Origin of the sequence: Janthinobacterium sp. 64 (assembly GCF_002813325.1) — a bacterium.
Classification (GTDB): domain Bacteria; phylum Pseudomonadota; class Gammaproteobacteria; order Burkholderiales; family Burkholderiaceae_D; genus Janthinobacterium.
In genome coordinates this window covers 836,569-855,930 of sequence record NZ_PHUG01000001.1, presented here as the reverse complement: position 1 = coordinate 855,930, position 19,362 = coordinate 836,569, and the positions used below count along the sequence as shown (strand labels likewise).

The 19,362-nt window shown below is 63.8% G+C and carries 20 protein-coding genes; 8 read left to right on the top strand and 12 right to left on the bottom strand.

All coding sequences use genetic code 11. From position 1 onward, the window contains the following. Positions 1-4 precede the first annotated feature (4 nt). Positions 5-691, bottom strand: coding sequence for a hypothetical protein (locus CLU91_RS03710; RefSeq protein WP_100873043.1), 687 nt, complete (start codon positions 689-691; stop codon positions 5-7). Positions 692-1,020: 329 nt separating this feature from the next. On the opposite strand from CLU91_RS03710, the gene zigA reads away from it, so the two are divergent. The 3 genes from zigA (at position 1,021) to CLU91_RS03695 (ending at position 3,852) form a co-directional block, all read left to right on the top strand. Then, positions 1,021-2,247, top strand: a complete 1,227-nt coding sequence (gene zigA, locus CLU91_RS03705; protein ID WP_100873042.1) for a zinc metallochaperone GTPase ZigA — start codon at positions 1,021-1,023, stop codon at positions 2,245-2,247. 19 nt (positions 2,248-2,266) lie between these two features. Further along, a complete protein-coding gene (locus tag CLU91_RS03700) occupies positions 2,267-3,265 on the top strand; it encodes a CobW family GTP-binding protein (protein ID WP_100873041.1) in 999 nt (332 codons plus the stop codon). 68 nt (positions 3,266-3,333) lie between these two features. Next, the gene (locus CLU91_RS03695) at positions 3,334-3,852 is read left to right on the top strand and encodes a GNAT family N-acetyltransferase (RefSeq protein ID WP_100873040.1); all 519 of its coding nucleotides are present in this window, start codon (positions 3,334-3,336) and stop codon (positions 3,850-3,852) included. A gap of 6 nt (positions 3,853-3,858) precedes the next feature. Here the strand turns inward: CLU91_RS03695 and CLU91_RS03690 are convergent, their stop codons facing one another. The 9 genes from CLU91_RS03690 to CLU91_RS27740 all read right to left on the bottom strand — a co-directional run bounded on the left by CLU91_RS03690 (position 3,859) and on the right by CLU91_RS27740 (position 12,545). After that, complete coding sequence (locus tag CLU91_RS03690; RefSeq protein ID WP_070218730.1) at positions 3,859-4,284, bottom strand: Fur family transcriptional regulator; 426 nt, start codon at positions 4,282-4,284, stop codon at positions 3,859-3,861. A gap of 103 nt (positions 4,285-4,387) precedes the next feature. Next, positions 4,388-5,728: an alpha/beta hydrolase gene (locus CLU91_RS03685; protein ID WP_100873039.1), complete on the bottom strand. Its 1,341-nt coding sequence runs from the start codon at positions 5,726-5,728 to the stop codon at positions 4,388-4,390. Positions 5,729-5,835: 107 nt separating this feature from the next. Next, the gene (locus CLU91_RS03680; protein ID WP_100873038.1) at positions 5,836-6,714 is read right to left on the bottom strand and encodes a peptidase; all 879 of its coding nucleotides are present in this window, start codon (positions 6,712-6,714) and stop codon (positions 5,836-5,838) included. A 90-nt stretch (positions 6,715-6,804) separates the two neighbouring features. After that, complete coding sequence (locus tag CLU91_RS03675; RefSeq protein ID WP_100873037.1) at positions 6,805-7,614, bottom strand: transglutaminase family protein; 810 nt, start codon at positions 7,612-7,614, stop codon at positions 6,805-6,807. Next, entirely contained in the window at positions 7,614-8,558 is a 945-nt protein-coding gene (locus CLU91_RS03670; protein WP_100873036.1) for an alpha-E domain-containing protein, read from the bottom strand. The genes CLU91_RS03675 and CLU91_RS03670 overlap by 1 nt, the downstream gene beginning before the upstream one ends. After that, the gene (locus tag CLU91_RS03665) at positions 8,552-10,021 is read right to left on the bottom strand and encodes a circularly permuted type 2 ATP-grasp protein (protein WP_100873035.1); all 1,470 of its coding nucleotides are present in this window, start codon (positions 10,019-10,021) and stop codon (positions 8,552-8,554) included. The genes CLU91_RS03670 and CLU91_RS03665 overlap by 7 nt, the downstream gene beginning before the upstream one ends. A 184-nt stretch (positions 10,022-10,205) precedes the next feature. Beyond that, a complete protein-coding gene (locus CLU91_RS03660) occupies positions 10,206-11,333 on the bottom strand; it encodes a sensor histidine kinase (RefSeq protein WP_100873034.1) in 1,128 nt (375 codons plus the stop codon). 70 nt (positions 11,334-11,403) lie between these two features. After that, the gene (locus CLU91_RS03655) at positions 11,404-12,354 is read right to left on the bottom strand and encodes a hypothetical protein (RefSeq protein WP_100873033.1); all 951 of its coding nucleotides are present in this window, start codon (positions 12,352-12,354) and stop codon (positions 11,404-11,406) included. 11 nt (positions 12,355-12,365) lie between these two features. Further along, complete coding sequence (locus CLU91_RS27740) at positions 12,366-12,545, bottom strand: hypothetical protein (protein ID WP_157814576.1); 180 nt, start codon at positions 12,543-12,545, stop codon at positions 12,366-12,368. A gap of 110 nt (positions 12,546-12,655) precedes the next feature. Here CLU91_RS27740 and CLU91_RS03650 point away from each other — a divergent pair, with 110 nt between their 5' ends. The 3 genes from CLU91_RS03650 (at position 12,656) to CLU91_RS03640 (ending at position 15,632) form a co-directional block, all read left to right on the top strand. Beyond that, the gene (locus tag CLU91_RS03650) at positions 12,656-13,327 is read left to right on the top strand and encodes a hypothetical protein (RefSeq protein WP_100873032.1); all 672 of its coding nucleotides are present in this window, start codon (positions 12,656-12,658) and stop codon (positions 13,325-13,327) included. 114 nt (positions 13,328-13,441) lie between these two features. Continuing rightward, positions 13,442-14,395, top strand: coding sequence for a 2-hydroxyacid dehydrogenase (locus tag CLU91_RS03645; RefSeq protein ID WP_100873031.1), 954 nt, complete (start codon positions 13,442-13,444; stop codon positions 14,393-14,395). Positions 14,396-14,447: 52 nt separating this feature from the next. Continuing rightward, entirely contained in the window at positions 14,448-15,632 is a 1,185-nt protein-coding gene (locus tag CLU91_RS03640) for a low temperature requirement protein A (protein ID WP_442906593.1), read from the top strand. Between the two features lie 13 nt (positions 15,633-15,645). On the opposite strand, the gene CLU91_RS03635 is transcribed toward CLU91_RS03640, so the two are convergent. After that, positions 15,646-16,176, bottom strand: a complete 531-nt coding sequence (locus CLU91_RS03635; protein ID WP_100873029.1) for a GNAT family N-acetyltransferase — start codon at positions 16,174-16,176, stop codon at positions 15,646-15,648. Between the two features lie 91 nt (positions 16,177-16,267). Between CLU91_RS03635 and CLU91_RS03630 the strand changes: the two genes are divergently transcribed. After that, positions 16,268-16,837 (top strand): helix-turn-helix domain-containing protein, encoded by a 570-nt coding sequence (locus tag CLU91_RS03630; RefSeq protein WP_100873028.1) that lies wholly within the window; start codon positions 16,268-16,270, stop codon positions 16,835-16,837. A 2-nt stretch (positions 16,838-16,839) separates the two neighbouring features. Here CLU91_RS03630 and CLU91_RS03625 read toward each other — a convergent pair whose 3' ends face one another. Further along, entirely contained in the window at positions 16,840-17,736 is an 897-nt protein-coding gene (locus tag CLU91_RS03625) for a LysR family transcriptional regulator (protein ID WP_232730612.1), read from the bottom strand. 63 nt (positions 17,737-17,799) lie between these two features. Between CLU91_RS03625 and CLU91_RS03620 the strand changes: the two genes are divergently transcribed. Continuing rightward, complete coding sequence (locus tag CLU91_RS03620) at positions 17,800-19,296, top strand: MFS transporter (protein WP_100873026.1); 1,497 nt, start codon at positions 17,800-17,802, stop codon at positions 19,294-19,296. Positions 19,297-19,362: the final 66 nt, after the last annotated feature.

Sequence of the window (19,362 nt, the reverse complement as noted above, 5' to 3'; positions counted from 1 at the left end):
GCAATTAATCCGTTACCCGGCGAACCGACAGATTGGCCGCAGCGGTCGATTGCGGATTCGCGTACAGCGTCGCCAGCACATCCCAATAGGCAGCGGAAATCGCAGGGCCATTGCCAAATCCATTGAAATGGTTGGCCAGCCCAAGCGCATGGCCAAACTCATGTGTCACGATATCCTGGGTGACGTTGCAATGTCCATTCCCCAGATTCAGATAAACGGGATTCGAGCCGATGCCATTCTGGCTGCTTGGTTGAATCGGGTTGCCCATATTTTTTCCTGTCGCCACATTGGCACAGTAACTGGCGTAATCCGTGGAATTCGGTGGCACATACGAGGTGCCATAACTGACGTGAATATAGTTACCGCTTGCCGGGATGGAATTGACCGCGTCGAGCACTAAAAGACCGCGCAACTTCGTATTAATCTGCGTGATGGCGGTTTGCGTCTTGCCCGAGTAATCGAGCTCGGTGGCATTGCCAGCTGCCGGCGGTGTGACATACACGCTGACGTGCTGTTGCGGCGTGCCGGGCCAGCGCCAAGTGCCCGCAGGACGATTTGCGCTTGAAAATTCAATATTGCTGGACTTGATATTGGCAATGACATCGCCATCGTTCGCGCTGACATTATCGCCGCCGCCACACGCTGATAATCCACCACAGACCAGGGCCATCGCAATCAGGTTTAATTTCATCTTGTTTCTCATGTTGTCATCGTTTTGGCAGGGCCAGGAAACCGCTTGCAGGATTATTCACTACGCCGGGATTGTACCCCAGCCATTATTAAAAAATACCGCGCTAATGGTTCGCCATTCTGATCGATGTCGATGGGCCTGACGGCAACAGTCTGCCTTCCGCGGCGTCCCCCCTGATCGTGAGCAGCAGCACGCGGGCCGGGGCAGCCGTCTACGATTGCCGCACAAATGCAAGAGAGTTGCATTATAATTTCAAACGCAATCGACTTGCATTGGATGGCGCAAGCGCCATTGCCCCCTATACCTGACTCCACACCGAAGGAATCCCCATGTCACAGCGCAAACTCCCCGTCACCGTCTTGTCCGGCTTTCTGGGCGCCGGCAAGACCACCTTGCTCAACCACATACTGCGCAACCGCGAGGGCAAGCGCGTGGCCGTGATCGTCAACGACATGAGCGAAGTCAATATCGACGCTGCCCTGGTGCAAGACAGCGCCGCAGCGGCCGGTGCGGCCCTGTCGCGCACAGAAGAAAGACTCGTGGAAATGTCGAACGGCTGCATCTGCTGCACCTTGCGCGACGATTTATTGCTGGAAGTGCGGCGCCTGGCAGCCGAAGACCGCTTCGATTACCTGTTGATTGAATCGACGGGCGTGGGCGAGCCGATGCCCGTGGCCGCCACCTTCGACTTCGAGGACGAGCACGGCGACAGCCTGAACGACGTGGCGCGCATCGACTGCATGGTCACCGTCGTCGACTGCGCCAATCTGCTGATGGACTTCCACAGCGAGGACAGTCTGGAGCAGCGGGGCGAAACGGCGGGCGAGGGCGACGACCGCCAGTTGGCCAATTTGCTCACGGAACAGATCGAATTTGCCAATGTCATCGTGCTCAACAAGGTCGACATGGTGGCGGCCGGCGAGCGCCTGCGCGTGCTGGCCATTGTAAAAGCCCTCAATCCCGGCGCGCGCATCATCGAAACCAACCAGTCCGTCGTGCCGCTCGACGCCATCCTGGGCACGCACTTGTTCGACCTGGAGCAGGCGGCCGCCATGCCGGGCTGGGCCCAGGAGCTGGCGGGTATCCACACGCCGGAGACGGAAACGTATGGCATCAGCAGCTTCGTCTACCGGGCCAGGGAACCATTCCACGCGCAGCGCCTGCATGACTATATTTCGCAGCCGATACCCGGCGTGGTGCGCAGCAAGGGATATTTCTGGCTGGCCAGCCGCCCCGAATGGGTGGCCAGCCTGTCCGGCGCGGGCAAGCTGATGAATATCGAGCCCGTGGGCCTGTGGTGGGCGTCCGTGCCGAAGGAGCGCTGGCCCACGGATGCCGAGTCGCTGGCGGAAGTGACGGCGGGCTGGAGCGAGCCATATGGCGACCGCTATCAGGAACTCGTCTTCATCGGCCAGGACATGGACCAGGCCGCCATCGAGGCGGACTTGAAGAAATGCCAACTCAACTATACGGAAACGCGCCAGGGCATGGCCGCCTGGCGCAAGCTGCCCGACCCGTTCCCGCAGTGGCAACGCATGGAAGAACTGGAAGACTAACCCTGAACAGGAATACACCATGACAGAACTGATCCCCGTCACCATCATCACGGGTTTTCTCGGCAGCGGGAAAACCACCTTGCTCAAGCGCATATTGCAGGGCGATCACGGCGTGCGCATCGCCGTGATCGAAAATGAATTCGCCGCCGAAAGCATCGACCATGGCTTGCTGGTGCAGGACAGCGACGAGCAGATCGTGGAAATGAACAATGGCTGCATCTGCTGCAGCGTGCGCGGCGACCTGATCCGCATCCTGGGCGAGCTGCACGCGAAACGCGCCGCGGGCACCATCGATTTCGACCATGTGATCATCGAAACGACGGGACTGGCCGCGCCGGGCCCCGTGGCGCAAACCTTCTTTGCGGAACCGTCCATCAGCGAGTTCTACATGCTCGACGCGATATTGACCGTGGTCGATGCGCGCCACGCGCAGCAGCAATTGACGGCGCACAGGGAAGCGCAGGAGCAGGTGGGCTTTGCCGACCGCATCCTGCTGTCGAAGACGGACCTGGTCAGCAAGGACGAACTGGCCGCGCTGCGCCAGCGCCTGGTCGCCATCAATGGCCGCGCCGGCATACAAAAGGTGCGCTTTGGCAATGTGCCGCTGCGCGACATCCTGAACATCCGCGGTTTCAACTTGAACGCCATCGTCGAACTGGAGCCGGATTTCCTGGGGGAACTGGGCCACCGCCATGGCGACGGCGTGCAATCGTTCGTCTACCACCAGTCGCAGGCGCTCGATATGTTGCAGGTGGAAAATTTCCTCGATGCCGTGGTGCAGCTGTTCGGCACCCAGCTGATGCGCTACAAGGGCATTTTGTACGTGGCCGATCTGCCATGCCGCGCCGTCTTCCAGGGCGTGCACATGCTGATGGGCTCGGAACTGGGTGCGCCGTGGCGCGATGATGAAACGCGCGCCAGCAAGATCATTTTTATTGGCCGCGACTTGCCGCAGGATATGCTGATCCGGGGCCTGGACCGCTGTATAGTGGACAGTCCGGCCACGGCGGCGGCATGAGCGTGGAAGCGGGCGTGCCCGCCCTGGCGCGCGCGTGGGTATAATGGAAAAAACTGCCGGATTCCACCATGCCCGCACCCGATATCGTCATCCGCCTGCTGACGCCAGCCGACACCGCCGCCTTTTGCGCGCTGCGCCTGCGCGCCATCCTTGACTCGCCCAGCGCGTTTTCCTCATCGCGCGAGGATGAACTGGCGCGCACGCCGGAAGAACATGCGCAGCGCATCGCCGGTGGCGCCTTGCAGCGCGGCTTTGGCGCCTTCGATGGCGCACGCCTGGTCGGCTTTGCCGGCTTGCGGCGCGAATCCATGCGCCAGCTGTGGCACAAAGCCATGCTATGGGGTGTGTTCGTCGATGTGCCGCAGCGGGGGAAAGGTGTGGCGCGGCGCCTCGTCAACGCCTGCATCGAACAGGCCGAGACGGACCCGGCCATCATGCAAGTGCATTTGAGCGTGAATGCGGAAAACAATGCCGCCCTGCGGCTGTATGAATCGCTGGGATTTCTCGCGTATGGCACGGAGCCGCGCTCGATGCGCGTGGGCGAACTCTTTTATGACGAGCATCACCTGGCCCTGCTGCTCAAGTGACGCCCGCTATTTGCAGCGCGGGCACAGGCCCTTGATCAGGTAATCGACTTCGCCGCCGCTGAAACCTTCCGGCAACAGCACGGGCGGGGGCAGCTTGACTTCATTGAAGCAGGTGACGTTGGCGCACTTGGTGCACTGGAAGTGGGCATGTTCGTGCGCCTGGTGGCCGGCGCCCGCGCTGAAGCGCCATACCTGGTCGGCGCCCGCGATGCGGTGCACCAGTTCATTTTCCGTCAGCCATTCCAGCACCCGGTACAGGGTGACGGAATCGATATCGCTGTCCTGCGACAGCGCTTGCTGGATTTCATGGTGGGTCAGCGAACGGCTTTGCGCCATTAAAAAGTCGAGCACCTTCACGCGCGTCTTGGTGACGCGGGCGTTGGTGTTGCGGATCAGCGATTCGGCGTGCGGTGTAGAAGATGATGTCAACATGATAAGCCTGCTTGCGGGGGATCGGCTGGCGGCGTCATCGCCGTGCCCGTTGCCTCCCTATGGGCCGTATCTTAGCATGCGTGCCGCTGCGGATGAAACGGCGTCACGGTTTGAACGTCCAATAGCGGCCGGCCGCCGTATCGACGGGGTCGAGAAAGCGCTGGTCGGCGCGCGCCTGGTTGCGTATCAGATAAAACATGTCGGACAGGGCCGAGCGCTTTTCCGCAAAATACGAGTGTTTCATGAAGCTCGTGTCGACCCCGGTGGCGTCGATGGTTTCCACGCCCGCCACGATCAGCATGCCGGCGCCGCTGTCGCCCGCGCGCGCGTAGCCGTGCACGGCTTTCGAGGCGGCCAGGGCCAGGTCTTGCGACGAGGCATACAAAGTGACGGGGTTGCGCGCACCGGCCAGTTTGGGCGCGATATCGTGCTTGAAGATGGCAGCGTCGATATCGGGCGCGGACAGGATGAGCTCCGTGATCTTTTGCGCCAGCTGCGGCTGCGCCCCCAGCAAGTCGGCCACGGCCCGCGCCAGCCCGCGGCTACCCATGCTGTGTCCCACCAGATACACGTGCGCCGCCTCCGTGCTGGCGAGAAAATCGGCCAGGAAGGCCGTCATGTGGGGCGTGCTCCATTCGATATTGTTTTCATCGATGGTGTAGCCGGCCACCGCGCCGCGCGACGGCCAGCTGTAGAACACGGGCGCGCCATCGAAACCGAGGTCGTAAGCCATCTGTCCCGTGCGCCGCGCCGCATCCTCGAAACTCACGTTGTAGCCGTGCACGAAGATAAAGGCGCTTTTATCGGCCGAGGCGCGGATCTGCGTTTTGAGCGCGGCAAAGAAGTTATCGCGGTCTTGCACCTCGGCCGACAGCAGCACCACGTGCTTGGCCGGGTCGTCGCGAAATTCCAGGCGCCACAGCGACGGCGATTCCAGCTGGCCCATGCGGTGGTCGCGGGGAATGCTGATATCGCAGCTGCCATAGCTGAGCGGACCGTTGCCGCTCAGGATGTTGCGTTCGCCGCTGAAACGCTGCGCCGGCGGCTTGCCCACATCGCGCTGGCGGTCCGTGGCGAAATACACTTTGACCACCGCATAATTCGACACGACGGCGCTTTTGTCGGCTGGCGCGGGCGCCGATGCCACGTCGGGCAGCGGTGAAGGCGGGCGCTGCAGCGCATCGAGCAAGCCTTGCGCGGCAAACAGGGTTTCCATGTCATCGGGCACTTTCGCGCTGGACAGGGCTGCCGACAGGGCCAGTCGTAGCTGAGTATTTTCAGGCTCGGCTTCCAGCGCGGCAATGGCGGCCAGGATGGCGGCGGCGCTGTCGAACCTGGCGATGGCTTGCTTGAGGCGCTCATAGTGGCTGGCGACGGCTTCGGAAGCGTGGCCGGGCGCGCCATGTTCGATGGCTGCCACCACAGCGGAAGTGATCAAGTCCATGCGCCACCAGCCTTTCAGGTCAATCTGAATTAAATGTCACCCATATTGCCATAAAAGCACGCGAAAAGCGACTTGTCCAGCGCCGCGCGCAGCCGGTGCGCGGCAGATCAATGCTGCTTGTCGTCGCTGAACTGCTGCGCCAGTGATTGCAGGGGCGCCACGGTCAGGCCGCCGCGGCTCACGTGCTCGGGGATGGCCACGCGCACGGGCTTGCTGTGCATGTTGGCGGACGACAGCACGTTCGTCGTCGTCTCGGGCGCCGCATTCCATACGGGATCGACGATGCCTTCGAACACATGTTTCAATTGTTCGCCCCAGGTGTCGCGGATCATGCGGAAATACTGGTTCTTTTCATCGATGGTGACGAAGCGCGTGACGGCCAGGCTGCCCGTCTCGTAGACGAGCAGGTCGAGCGGCAAGCCGACGGAAATGTTCGAGCGCAGGGTCGAATCCATGGAAATGAGGGCACACTTGGCCGCCTCGTCCAGGCGCGTGAACGGATTGACGACCCGGTCGATGATGGGCTTGCCATATTTGGCTTCGCCGATCTGGAAATACGTGTTTTCATCGTGCGATTCGATGAAATTGCCGGCCGAATACACCTGGAACAATCGGCAACGCTCGGCGCCGATCTGCCCACCCAAGATGATGCTGACATTGAAATCGATGCCGCAGTCGGCCAGGGCCTTCGCTTCGCGCAAGTGCACGGTGCGCACGGCGTCGCCCACGATACGCGCCGCATCGTACATGCTGGCCACGTTCCAGATGCTGCGTCCATCCGCATCGACGTGTTCGGAGACGATCTGGCGGATCGCCTGCGAGATCGACAAGTTGCCAGCCGTCATCAGGACCAGCATGCGCTCGCCCGGGTTTTCAAACACGCTCATCTTGCGGAAGGTGCCCACCTGGTCCACGCCGGCGTTGGTGCGGGAGTCGGACAGGAAGACCAGGCCTTCGTTGAGGCGCATGCCTATGCAATAAGTCATCGTCGTAAATCACATCAAAAGGGGAAGCATTTTACACCAGCCGGGCCGTGCCACCTGCCGGCAAGGCCCGCCCAGCCTCATTTCTGCCAGTCATACAGGCACGATCTGCACGTCGACGCTCAACGTTTCCGTGCCGCCACCCTGGCGCACGCCGCGCACGGGCGCGGCAGAATCGTAGTCGCGTCCGATGGCCAGGCGGCAATACGCATCCGTCATCAGCCGCGCGTGGGTCACATCGATGCTGACCCAGCCCGCGAAATCCGGGTCTTCGGCCCAGGCGTCGACCCAGGCATGGCTGGCCGCGTGGCCCGTCGTGCCCGGATCGATATAGCCGGAGACATAGCGGGCCGGGATGCCCCAGGCGTGGCAGCAAGCCAAAAACAGGTGCGCATGGTCCTGGCACACGCCGCGCCCCAGGGCCAGCGCGTCGCCGGCCGTGGTGGTGACCATGGTGGCGCCGCTTGCATACGCGACCTTGCCGACGATGTGCTCGGCCAGGCGCAGCAGATGGCCCGTGCCTGCCGTGACTGTGCGGTCCGGCAGGCTGGCGGCCGCCAGGTCGAGGATGGCGGAATCGGCCTGCGTCAGGGCCGTCGGCATGGTAAACAACAGCGGCGAGAGCGTGTCGACCAGGTTCAGCCGTCCCTTGTGCGGGTAGATGGTTTCCACCACGCCATGCGCCACCAGGCTCAGCGATTGATGGCTGCCGTTAATCGTCAGCATGTGCGACAGATTGCCGTAGGCATCCGTGTAGGCGTGGCACCGGCCCGGCGTGCTGATGTGCCAGGACAGAGCCCGCTGCTGCGGCTCGATACGCGGCGTCAGGTGCAGTTGCTGGATGGTGTAGGCCAGCGGTGCACTGTAGGCGTAATGGGTAGCGTGGCGGATGGTGAGCTGCATCAGGCCGCCAAGGGAACGAGGAAGTCGCGGCTGACCCGGTTGCCCAGGTCGTAAATGTTTTCCAGAAACTCCGTCAAGGTATGGTGCAAACCCGCCTTCATGATGTCGTCGATATGGCCGAATTTCAGTTCCGCGTGCAGTTTGCCCGCAAACCGTTCCGTATCGGCCGACACATCGTTGCGGATGTGTTTTAAATTTTCCACCACGTCATCCATGCAGGCAAGCAAGGACCTGGGCATGTCGCCGCGCAGCATCAGCAACTCCGCCACCCGCGCCGGGGTGATCACGTCGCGGTAGACCTTGCGGTAGATCTCGAAGCCGGACACCGAGCGCAGCAGGGCCGCCCAGTAGTAAAAGTCGCGCTGGGTGATGTCTTTCGACGTGTCGCGCGCGCCGTGGAACTTCACGTCGAGGATGCGCGCCGTGTTGTCGGCCCGCTCCAGAAAGGTGCCCAGGCGAATGAAGTGGATCGCCTCGTCCTTGAGCATGGTGCCCAACGTGACCCCGCGAGACAGGTGCGAGCGGTATTTGACCCATTCGAAGAAGGCGCTGGGGTCCGTCTCCAGCAGATTGCTGTTCAAGCGTTTCTGCATGTCGAGCCAGGTGGCGTTCTGGATTTCCCACACTTCCGTCGTCAAAGTCCCCCGCACGGCGCGGGCGTTTTCGCGCGCGCCCGTCAGGCAGGCCAGGATGGACGACGGGTTGTTCGGGTCGCGCACCATGAAGTCGAGCACGTCGCGCGTGTGGAAGCGCCCATATTTGTGGTCGTAGGCGCTTTGCAGCTCGGAAATGCCCAGGGTGGCGCGCCAGCCTTGCTCCGCGTCCTGTTCGGACTGCGGCAGCATGGACGTTTGCATGTTGACGTCGAGCATGCGCGCCGTGTTTTCCGCCCGCTCCGTGTAGCGGGCCATCCAGAACAAATGATCGGCGGTGCGGCTCAGCATGTTTTCTCTCCTGCAAAAGCTGCTTTTTCTTCTGATAATGTGGCTTCCAGTACCCAGGTATCCTTGGTGCCGCCCCCTTGCGAGGAGTTGACCACCAGCGAGCCTTCGCCGAGCGCCACGCGGGTCAGGCCGCCGGGCACCATGGAAATCGTCTTGCCGGACAGCACGAACGGGCGCAAGTCGATGTGGCGCGGCGCGATGCCCGCATCCACATACGTGGGGCAGGCGGACAGGGCAAGGGTTGGCTGGGCGATGTAGCCGCCCGGATTGGCCAGCAGGCGCTGGCGGAAATCCTCGATCTGCGCGGCGCTCGACGCCGGCCCCACCAGCATGCCGTAGCCGCCCGCGCCATGCACTTCCTTGACGACGAGTTTCGGCAAATTGGCCAGCACGTAGGACAGATCGGCGCTCTTGCGGCACTGGTAGGTGGGCACGTTGTTGAGTATGGGTTCCTGCGACAGGTAAAACTTGATCATGTCGGGAACAAAAGGATAGATCGACTTGTCGTCGGCCACGCCCGTGCCGATGGCGTTCGCCAGGGTGACACGTCCGGCGCGATACACGGACAGCAGGCCAGGCACGCCCAGCGAGGAATCGGAGCGGAAGGCCAGCGGGTCGAGGAAATCGTCGTCCACGCGGCGATAGATCACGTCGACTCTCTTGGGGCCGCGCGTGGTGCGCATGTAGACCGAGTTATCGTTGACGAACAGATCCTTGCCTTCGACCAGTTCCACGCCCATTTGCTGGGCCAAAAACGCATGCTCGAAATAGGCGGAGTTGTACATGCCCGGTGTCATGACGACGACCGTGGGGTCATCGACGCCCATCGGGGCGACGGAGCGCAGGTTGTCGAGCAGCATGTCCGGGTAATGGTCGACGGGGGCGATGCGGTTGCGCGCGAACAGTTCCGGGAACAGCCGCATCATCATCTTGCGGTCTTCCAGCATGTAGGACACGCCGGACGGCACGCGCAGATTGTCTTCCAGTACATAAAATTCGCCCTGGCCCGCGCGCACGATGTCGACGCCCGCGATGTGGGCGTAAATGTCGGACGCGACGGCAATGCCCTGCATTTCCGGGCGGTACTGGGCATTCTTGTAGATTTGCTCGGCGGGAATGATGCCCGCCTTGATGATGTTTTGCTCATGATAAATATCATGGATGAACATATTCAAGGCTTGCACGCGCTGCACCAGGCCCGTCTGCATCTGCGCCCATTCGGCGGCGGGGATGATGCGCGGGATGGTGTCGAATGGAATCAGGCGTTCCGTGCCGGCATCGTCGCCATACACGGCGAAGGTGATGCCGACGCGGCGAAACGTCAGGTCGGCTTCGGCCCGCTTGCGGGCGATGGTCTCGGGAGACTGCTGCGCCAGCCAGTTGCCAAATTCACGATAGTGTTCGCGTACGGTGCTGTCCGATCCCACGTCATCCGCAGTCATTTCATTGAAAAAATTTGCCATGTTGTGATTTCCCTTGAGCCGTGTCTATGTATAGCTCAGCAGGAAGCGTGCCAACACGGCAGCCGAACGAACGTGTATATATGACCATTTTTGTGGCGGAAATCCATGCGCCGCACCGCTTTGGTGCGCTATTGCATCGATTCGGCGTCGATGCTGCAGGGCTATGGGGCGCGGGCGCGTGAAATCAGGCGTCTGGCGTAACGAAGGGGCGGCAATCGACGGGCAGGTCGATGGTAAACGTGGTGCCCGTCTCCGGCGCACTGTCGACCAGCGCGCTGCCGCCATGGCTTTCCGCCACGTTTTGCACGAAGGGCAGGCCGATGCCCCAGCCGGGCGCGCTGCCCTGGTGTTCGCGGCGCAGGTATTCGAAGATGCGCTCCGTCTGCTCGGGCGCGATGCTGCTGCCCGTGTTGTGCACGGTGAGTATCATGCGTTCTCGCAGGGTGTTGACGTGAATATGGATGGGGCCTTCGTCGCCGTACTTGAGGGCATTGCCCACGAGGTTTTCCAAGGCCCGGCGCAGCGAATTTTCGCACCACCAGCCGGTGACGGACGCGCCCGTGACCAGGCACTTGCCCGGGTGGCCCGTATTGACGCTGTCGCCCACCTTGCGCGCCAGCGGCAGGATGTCGAAGCGCTGCAGCACCAGCGGCAGCTTTTGCCCCCGGTGGTAGCTGAGCGTATCGAGCAATTCCTGGATCATCTCGTCGAGGCGCTTGCCGTGTTCGAGAATTTTCGACGCCAGGGCCGGCACGTCGACCTGCTGCGCGCGCCGCTGCAGCAGTTGGGCACTGTTGAGCATGACGGAGAGGGGATTGCGCATGTCGTGCGACAGGCCGGCCGCGATGCGCCGCTGAAAGCTGTCGTGCATGGCCGTAAATTCCAGGATGGCTTCGCGGATGCCCGTATCGATCGAGGCATTGATCACCTTCCAGTCGCGGCGCCGCAGCGGCACGCCCGCCTCGAGGGCTGCGTCGGCGAAACAGTCGCGGAAGATCTGGTATTCCTGGATCACTTGCTCCGGGCCATAGCTGGTCATGCGCGCCCGTTCGTTGCCATGCACGGCAGGAGCGTTGGTATTGCTGGTGGCATTGTCGCGCGGATAGCCTGGCGTCAGCGCTTCGGCCAGATTGTCGAAGAAGGCGGGCAAGGTATTGATCAGGATGGGCGTGAGCAAGGCGTCGGCGCCGCGCACCTTGGCGCGCACTTCGTGTTCCCACTGCGTCAGCACGGCGTCGCGCATGCTGAAGAGCCGCCGCGTGCGGGCGGGCACGTCCAGCGTGTGCATTTTCTGGTCAGAGGCATAGGTCATCGCAGCTCTCCATCCGCACGAAGCTTCGGCGGGAGCTAAAGTATCCTCCAAATCAGCGCGCGGGTGGCGTTCAATTCGGCGCGTCGGCGCCTGTCATGACGGCGCTCAAATGGGCCAGGGCCGCATCCCACAGCTCTAGCGAAAAGTTCTGCGGATCGTCATGACCATTCGCAAAACCTGTGTCGATCACGGCGTGGAAGGCGGGGATCAGCCACGTGCCCTTGCGTACGCTGGCGGCGATGTACAGCAGGGCCAGGCGCTCGTATTGCGCGGGCGTAAAGCCGGGATCGGGCGCCAGGCCATCGTTGCCCCTGCCGCCGCCGGGCACGGAGTGGCGCGGCTGCACCAGTTCCACGTGCAGGAACAGGCCCGTCAGCGAGGGCTTGTCCTTCTCCAGCTTGCTGGCGTAGCCGGGCGTGCCAAAGTCGCGCACCGACAATGACTCGCCGAGGCGGTTGACGTACACGTGTCCCTTCGGGCCGCCGCCCAGCGCCGGATTGCGCAAGGTAAAGTTGTTGAAATCCCAGCTGGCGTCGTTGATGTGGGCAGGAATGGATTCCAGCAGGAAATTCGGGTAGCTGGTGTCGTGGATGACGAAATAGCGGGCCATCGGTGCGGCCAGCCGGCCCACGGCGCGCGACAATGGCGCGTCGACGGCGCCGCCCACGTCCGCCTCGCTGACCGATTGCTGCGCCAGCCAGGCGCGCAGCCGGGCCGGGGCGATGCCCGTGCGCTGGCCGATGCGGGCGGCAAGGAAGTCTGGCAGCGGCGCGCTGTCGCCCAGGCGCGCATACAGTTTCACGGGACGCAGCAAACACGTGGCTTGCGCCCGGGCATCGCCCTTGAAGCCGCTCTTCCAGGCGGCGTAGGGACAGGCGGCTTGCTTTTGGGCAAGGGCGGTGCCGGCGGTGGCGAAGAGCAACAGGGAGAGGAGGGCGGGGCGCAGTGTCATGCGCGCATTGTCGCCCAGGCACAAGCGATTGCACAGGGGCGCACGCGGCGCGGCGCCCTTGCCGGGCATGGAATGAGCGTTTAGAAGTCGACCGAGGCGGAGACGACGACGGTGCGCGGCGCGCCATTGATGTAGGTATTCGCGCCACGGAACACTTCCACGCGCTCAAGCAACTCGGAGGCGACAAACTGGCGCGGCAGCAGGCCGGCCAGAATGTTGAAAAAAGTCGTCCTTCGTACAACAACTGCCGGAGCAGGCACTGGAATCTGGCGGGAAAGGGCGCGCCAGACGATACCTTGCGGATTTATTAATGCCTAAGGTCAAGTTTCGCTAGAATGGGCCATCGCGCCCGGCGCCCACAGGAAACCGCATGCCATTGCACCACTATCTACCGTCCGCTTCCATGCGCATGCGGGATGGCTTGAGCCTGAAAGGCGCGGCCGTCGCGCTGATCCTGGCCATGCACGTGCTGGGCCTGTACTTCCTCTTGCTGCCGGCGCGGCAGCTCAAGCAATACACGGAAGTGGCTTTCATGACACTGCTGCCGCCCCGGCCAACGCCGCAGGCGCCGCCGATGGCCTTGCCGCTGCCCATGCCGGCGCCCTTGCCGCGCGCGCAGGCCAGCGTGCCGCCCGTCATCGTTGCGCCACCGGCCGTGGCTGCAGAAGCCATCACGGCCCCCGCCGAGGATTTCCCCGCCGCAGCCGCCACGGCGCCGCCCACGGCCGACTTGCACACGCGCGCCCGGCTGGCCGCAGGCGCTGCCGACAAGGCCTTGCGTGGCGAACTGAAACAAGACAAACCGTGGCTGGCCGCAGCCGACCTGAAGAGCGAAAGCAGCTTCCAGAAGCTGGTCGCCTCCGCCTGGCGTGGCGGCCCCATCATCCGCGTGGAGGAATACCTGACGGCCGATGGCCGCCCCGCCACGCGCGTCGTCAGCGCCGGCCGCGCCACCTGCTATGGCCTGGATGCCAATCCGGGCGCGGGCGCCGACCCGTTCAAGACGGGCGGCAAGGTAAAACGCGTGCCTTGCCCGGGCTAAAGACCGCGCGGCGGACAGGGTTTTAGGGGCGCTAACAGGCGATGCCATCCCCCGCAAGGTCTCAAATATGCTAAGTTGCGTCTGCAAATCTTGCCGACACCGACCCGGACGCCCATGCCACCCGAACTCCTCATTCTCGCCCCCAGTCCCTCGGCTGCCGTCAACGCGCAGCTGGAGCGGCAATACGCCTGCCACTACGCCTGGCAAGTGCCGGCGGACGAGCGCCACGCCTGGCTGGCCGAACGGGCACCCGGCATCCGCGCCGTCGTCACCACGGGCGCGCTGGGCTTGAGCGCCAGCGACATGGGCTTGCTGCCGGCGCTGGAAATCATCGCCGTCAACGGCGTCGGTCTCGACGGCGTGGCGCTCGACGTGGCGCGCGAGCGGGGCATCGCCGTCACCACCACGCCGAACGTGCTGACGGACGACGTGGCCGACGTGGCGCTGGCCTTGCTGCTGGCCAGCGCGCGGCATATCGTGTCGCTCGACCGTTTCGTGCGCGACGGCGGCTGGGAGCGCCGCGTAGCCATCGCCCCAGCGTCCAGCCTGCGCGGCAAGACGGCCGGCATCTTCGGCTTCGGCCAGATCGGCCAGGCCATCGCGCTGCGCCTGGCCGTCTTCGGCGTCCACGTGCGCTACTTCCAGCCGCGCGCCATCACGGGCACGTCCGTGCCGCGCGCCGAATCCTTGCTCGCCCTGGCGCAGGAAAGCGATTACCTCTTTGTTTGCGCGCCGGGCACGCCAGCCACGCGCAAGATCGTCGACCGCAGCGTGCTCGACGCGCTCGGTCCGCAAGGCACCCTGATCAACATCGCCCGTGGCGCCCTCATCGATGAAGTGGCCCTGATCGCCGCCTTGCAGGATGGCCACCTGGGCGCGGCCGCTCTCGACGTATTCGCCGACGAGCCGCGCGTACCCGCCGCCTTGCGCGCCTTGCCAAACGTCGTGCTGACACCGCACGTCGGCAGCCTGACCGTGGAAACGCGCCATGCGATGGGCCAGCTGGTGGTCGATAACCTCGCGGCGCACTTCGCCGGCTTGCCCTTGTTGACACCCGTAAAGCTATAAAGTCGACGAAGAACCGTTTTAATCCAGCATGAATGAAAGAGTAGCTATGGAATTGAGAAAATCGCTGTTGCGCACGCGCGGCGGGCAGGACAGCGGCAAGGTGGGCATGATCGAGCTGTTCTTCGATCTCGTGTTTGTGTTTGCGGTCACGCAACTGTCGCATGGCTTGCTGGCGCATTTGAGCGCCATGGGCTGGCTGCAGACGGGCTTGCTGCTGATGGCCGTCTGGTGGGTGTGGATCTTTACGTCGTGGATCACCAACTGGCTTGATCCCGAACGCATTCCCGTACGCATCAGCCTGTTTGCGCTGATGCTGGGCGGGCTGATCATGTCGGCCTCTATCCCCGAAGCGTTCGGCACGCGCGGCCTGGCCTTTGCTGGCGCCTATGTCGCCATGCAGGTGGGGCGGCCCCTGTTCGCCTGGTGGGCCGTGCGCCATGAAGCGCTGTCGCGCCGCCGCAATTTCCAGCGCATCGCCCTGTGGGCCGTGTTGTCCGGGTTTTTCTGGATCGCCGGCGGCCTCGCGTCGCCCGAGCAGCGCATCTTCTGGTGGGGCGCGGCCCTGCTGATCGACCTGGCCGGCCCGTGGATGCAGTTCGGCCTGCCTGGCCTGGGCCGTTCGACGACGGCCGACTGGGATGTCGATGGCGGCCACATGGCCGAACGCTGCGGCCTGTTCGTCATCATCGCCCTCGGCGAATCGTTGCTGGTGACGGGCGCCACGTTTGCCGGACTGGAATGGACGGCCGCCAACTGGCTGGGCTTCTTGTCGGCCCTGGTCGGCAGCATCGCCATGTGGTGGATCTATTTCGACACGGGCGCCGAGGCGGGCCACCACCGCATCGCCCATTCGAAAGATCCGGGCCGCATCGCCCGCAAGGCGTACACGTATATCCACGTGCTGATCGTGGGCGGCGTGATCGTTTGCGCCGTGGCCGATGAACTGGCCCTCGTGCATCCGGATGAAGCGAGTTTTGCCGGCATCAGCGCCTTGCTGGGCGGGCCGATCCTGTATTTGCTGGGCAATGCGCTGTTCAAATGGGTCAGCAGCGAGCGCGCCGCGCCGCCGCTGTCGCATCTGCTGGGCATTTTGATCATTCTGGCGCTGATCCCGATGGCCTACGGCCGCCTGTATTCACCTTTGATCCTGGCCTGCATCACCAGCTGCGTGCTGGTATTGGTGGCCGTGTGGGAACATATGGCGCTGCGCCGGCCGCCACCGGAGATCGATCCTTGATTTCTGTTTGACCTCAACCGGGCGGCGCGATGCCGTCCGGATCGCTGCGCGTGTCGAGCTGCAGTTGCAAAAACGCCAGGTCCAGCCAGGCGCCGAACTTGGTGCCGACTTGCCGCATCAAGCCCACTTCCGCAAAGCCCAGCTGCTTGTGCAGGGCGATCGAGCCGGCATTGCCCGCCTCGATGCCCGCCACCATCACGTGCTTGCCCAGGCCGCGCGCCCGCGCGATCAATTCTCCCATCAAGGCCTTGCCGATGCCAGTGCCGCGGCGATCGGCGCGCACGTACACGGAATGCTCGACCGTATGGCGGAAACCCTCGAACGGGCGCCAGTCGCCGAACGAGGCGTAGCCAGCGACAGTTCCTTGCGCATCGATGGCGACCAGCACCGGATAGCCGGCTTTTTCGCGGTCGGCCAGCCAGGCGGCGCGGTTGGCCGCATCGACCGTCCGCTCATTCCAGATGGCCAGGGTATGGCTGACGGCATCGTTGTAAATCGCCAGTATGGCTTCGATGTCGCCCGCATGGGCATCGCGTATCTGCATGTTGATCTCCTCGCAAGGCGTCTACTATAATGGACAAATCATAGATTGCCGCTCACGCCTTGTCCAATAAAATCCGAACGGAAGCTAATATATGTCCACTAAACCAGACGAATTGAATCAGCGCATCGGCGCCAGGGTGCGCCTTGAACGGGAAAACCTGGGCTGGTCGCTGACGGACTTGGCGGCCCGCTCGGGCGTGTCGCGCGCGATGGTGCACAAGGTGGAGCGCGGCGATTGCAGTCCCACGGCCACCTTGCTGGCGCGGCTGTCGGGCGCCTTTGACCTGAGCATGTCCGAGCTGATCGCCCGCGCCGAGATGCGCGCGGGGCGCTTGCTGCGCCAGCTTGATCAGCCCGTGTGGATCGACCCGCAGAGCGGCTATGTGCGGCGCCATGTGTCGCCCGCGTCCGACATGCCGCTCGACCTCGTGCATATTACCTTGCCGCCCGGCGCCGTGGTGGCCATGCCGGCCGCCGCCTATGTGTCGCGGCGACAACTCATCTGGTCGCTCAGCGGCAGCCTCGTGTTTATCGAAGGGGAGACCCGCCACGTGCTGGACGAGGGCGACTGCCTGGAACTGGGGCCACTGGCCGACTGCGTGTTCAAGAATGAAACGGCCACCGCCTGCACCTACGCCGTGGCAGTCTTGAAGAACAGCTGAAGTTAAACCAGCGCGTCCGCGCGCAGCTGGGCAATGAAGGCGCGCGCGGCGGGCGCCTGTTCGTGGCGGCGGAAGGCCGCGGCGATTTCCGAGCTGATCTGCGGCCCTTGCAGCTCGCGGAACACCACGCCGGGCAATTGCACGCTGGCCATCACGGAATGGGGCACGATGGCGCAACCGACGCCCAGCGACACCTCCGTCAGCACGGCCACCAGGCTGCCCGGGCGCGACACCACCTGCGCCGCAAAGCCGCCGCGCCGGCTCACTTCCAATGTCCCCAATTCCTGTTCCGGCACGATGAAGGCCTGCTGCGCCAGCGCGGCCGGCGCCGCCACATCAAGCAAGACCAGCGGGCTGTCCGCCTGCACGGCCAGCACGAAGCGGTCGCGCAGCAAGACCACCATATCGATACCGTCCGGCAAGTGCAGGGGCGGGCGCACGAAGGCCAGGTCGACACGGCCCTGGTCCAGCAAGCCGGGCAGGGCATCCATCGCGGTTTCGCGCGCGCCGATGTGAATGCCGGGGTGGCTGGCGCGAAAGCGGGCAAACTGGCCTTGCAGCACGCCGGAATACGCGGCCGAGGCCACGTAGCCGATTTCCAGCCGTCCCAGTTCGCCCCGTCCGGCCCGGCGCGCCACCTCCTGCGCCTGCGCCAGCTGGTTCAGCGCGCGTGCAGCCTCGATAACGAACAGTTCGCCGGCGGCAGTCAGGGACACGGCGCGTTTGCTGCGCTGGAACAGCCGCGTGCCCAGCAACTGTTCCGTTTCCTGCACCTGCTTGGTTAGCGCGGGCGGAGAGATGCCCAGTTCGGCGGCCGCCCGCGCGAAATGCAGGCTGTGCGCCACGGCCAGCACGCAGCGGAAATGCCGCAATTCCATCTCTTTATCTGTATTCACCATGGGTAAATTATAAGGCGATCATCTTATAACAGGAAGTAATACAAGCCTGCTTAAAATACAGGCATGAAAAATACCAACTGGACTCTCTATACCTGCTCGGGCGTGTGCGCGCTGATCATGCTCGACACCAACGTCGTGGCCGTCTCGCTGCCCTCGATCGCCCGCTCGCTCAACGCCAGCTTCGTCGACGTGGAATGGGTGGTCAGCGCCTACATGCTGGCCTTCGCCTCGTTTTTGCTACCCGCCGGCAGCATCGCCGACCGCCTGGGACGGCGCAAGGTCATGCTGTATGGCCTGGCCGTGTTCGCGCTGGCCTCCTTGCTGTGCGGCCTGGCGTGGACGCCGTTCGTGCTCAACGTGGCGCGCGCCATCAAGGGACTCGGAGCGGCCTTGCTGCTGACGTCCGCGCTGGCCGTCATCGGCCACACGTTTCATGCGGAAAAGGAGCGGGCGCGCGCCTGGTCCGTGTGGGGCGCGGCCATGGGCGTGGCCATGACGGTGGCGCCCTTGCTGGGCGGCCTGATCACGAGCGCCATCAACTGGCGCTGGATTTTCTACCTGAACCTGCCCGTCGTCGCCATGTTGATGTGGCTGGTAAGCAAGCACGTGGACGAGTCGAAGGATGCCTCCAACGCCAGTTTTGATCCATTCGGCGCGGCATTATTCTCCGCCGGCCTGTTCTGCATCATCTGGGGCTTGATCGACGCCAGCGTGGCGCTCTGGTCCAGCCGCGCTACCGTGCTGCGCTTTGCGGCCGGCGCGGCGCTGCTGGCGGTGTTCGTGCTGGTGGAGCGGCGCCAGCGCGCACCGATGGTCGATTTGTCCCTGTTTGGCCGGCGCGTCTTCGTCGGCGCCGTGCTGGGCATGTTCGGCTATGCGATCGCCGCGCAAGTGATGATGACGTTTTTGCCGCTGTATTTGCAGAACGCCTTCGGCTTTTCCGCCGTGCTGGCCGGCTGCGCCATGCTGCCGTTTGCCGTCGCCATGGTCGTGCTGTCGCGCCTGGCGCCACGCGCCATGCGCCATCTGGATGACCGCGGCATTTTAGTGACGGGGTTATTGATCGTCGCCGTGGGCAACGTCGCCACGGCCCTGGCCGCTTCCAGTTTGCAGTATGGCTGGGTGGCGGCGGGCATGATCGTCACGGGGGCGGGAGCCGGATTGCTCAACGGCACGACCCAGAAGGCCATCCTCGCCTGCATCCCGCGCGAGCGCACGGGCATGGGCTCGGGCATCAGCACCACCACGCGCTTTGTCGGCATCGTGCTGGCCGTGGGGGCCTTGGGCGCCGTGCTGGCCATGCGCACGGCGGCCTCGTTCGACAAGCTGGCGTGGCTGCACGGCCTGAAGGCCTCGCCTGAAATGATAGGACGCATCGTCGCCGGCAACGCAGCCGAGGCCTTTGGCCAGCTGCCGCCCGCCCTGCAAGCCGTGGCCCAGGAAACAGCGCGCTACGCCTTCATCGACGGCTTTGCCAGCGTGCTGTACCTGGCGGGCGGACTGGCGGCCGTGGTGGCGGCGCTGGTCTTCGTGCTGGCGCGGCCGCAGGAAAAAGTGTAACTGTTCAGTATGTTCCGCGTGCGCCGCCTCTGCTTGTAATATGATGCCATCGAGCAATACATGGCA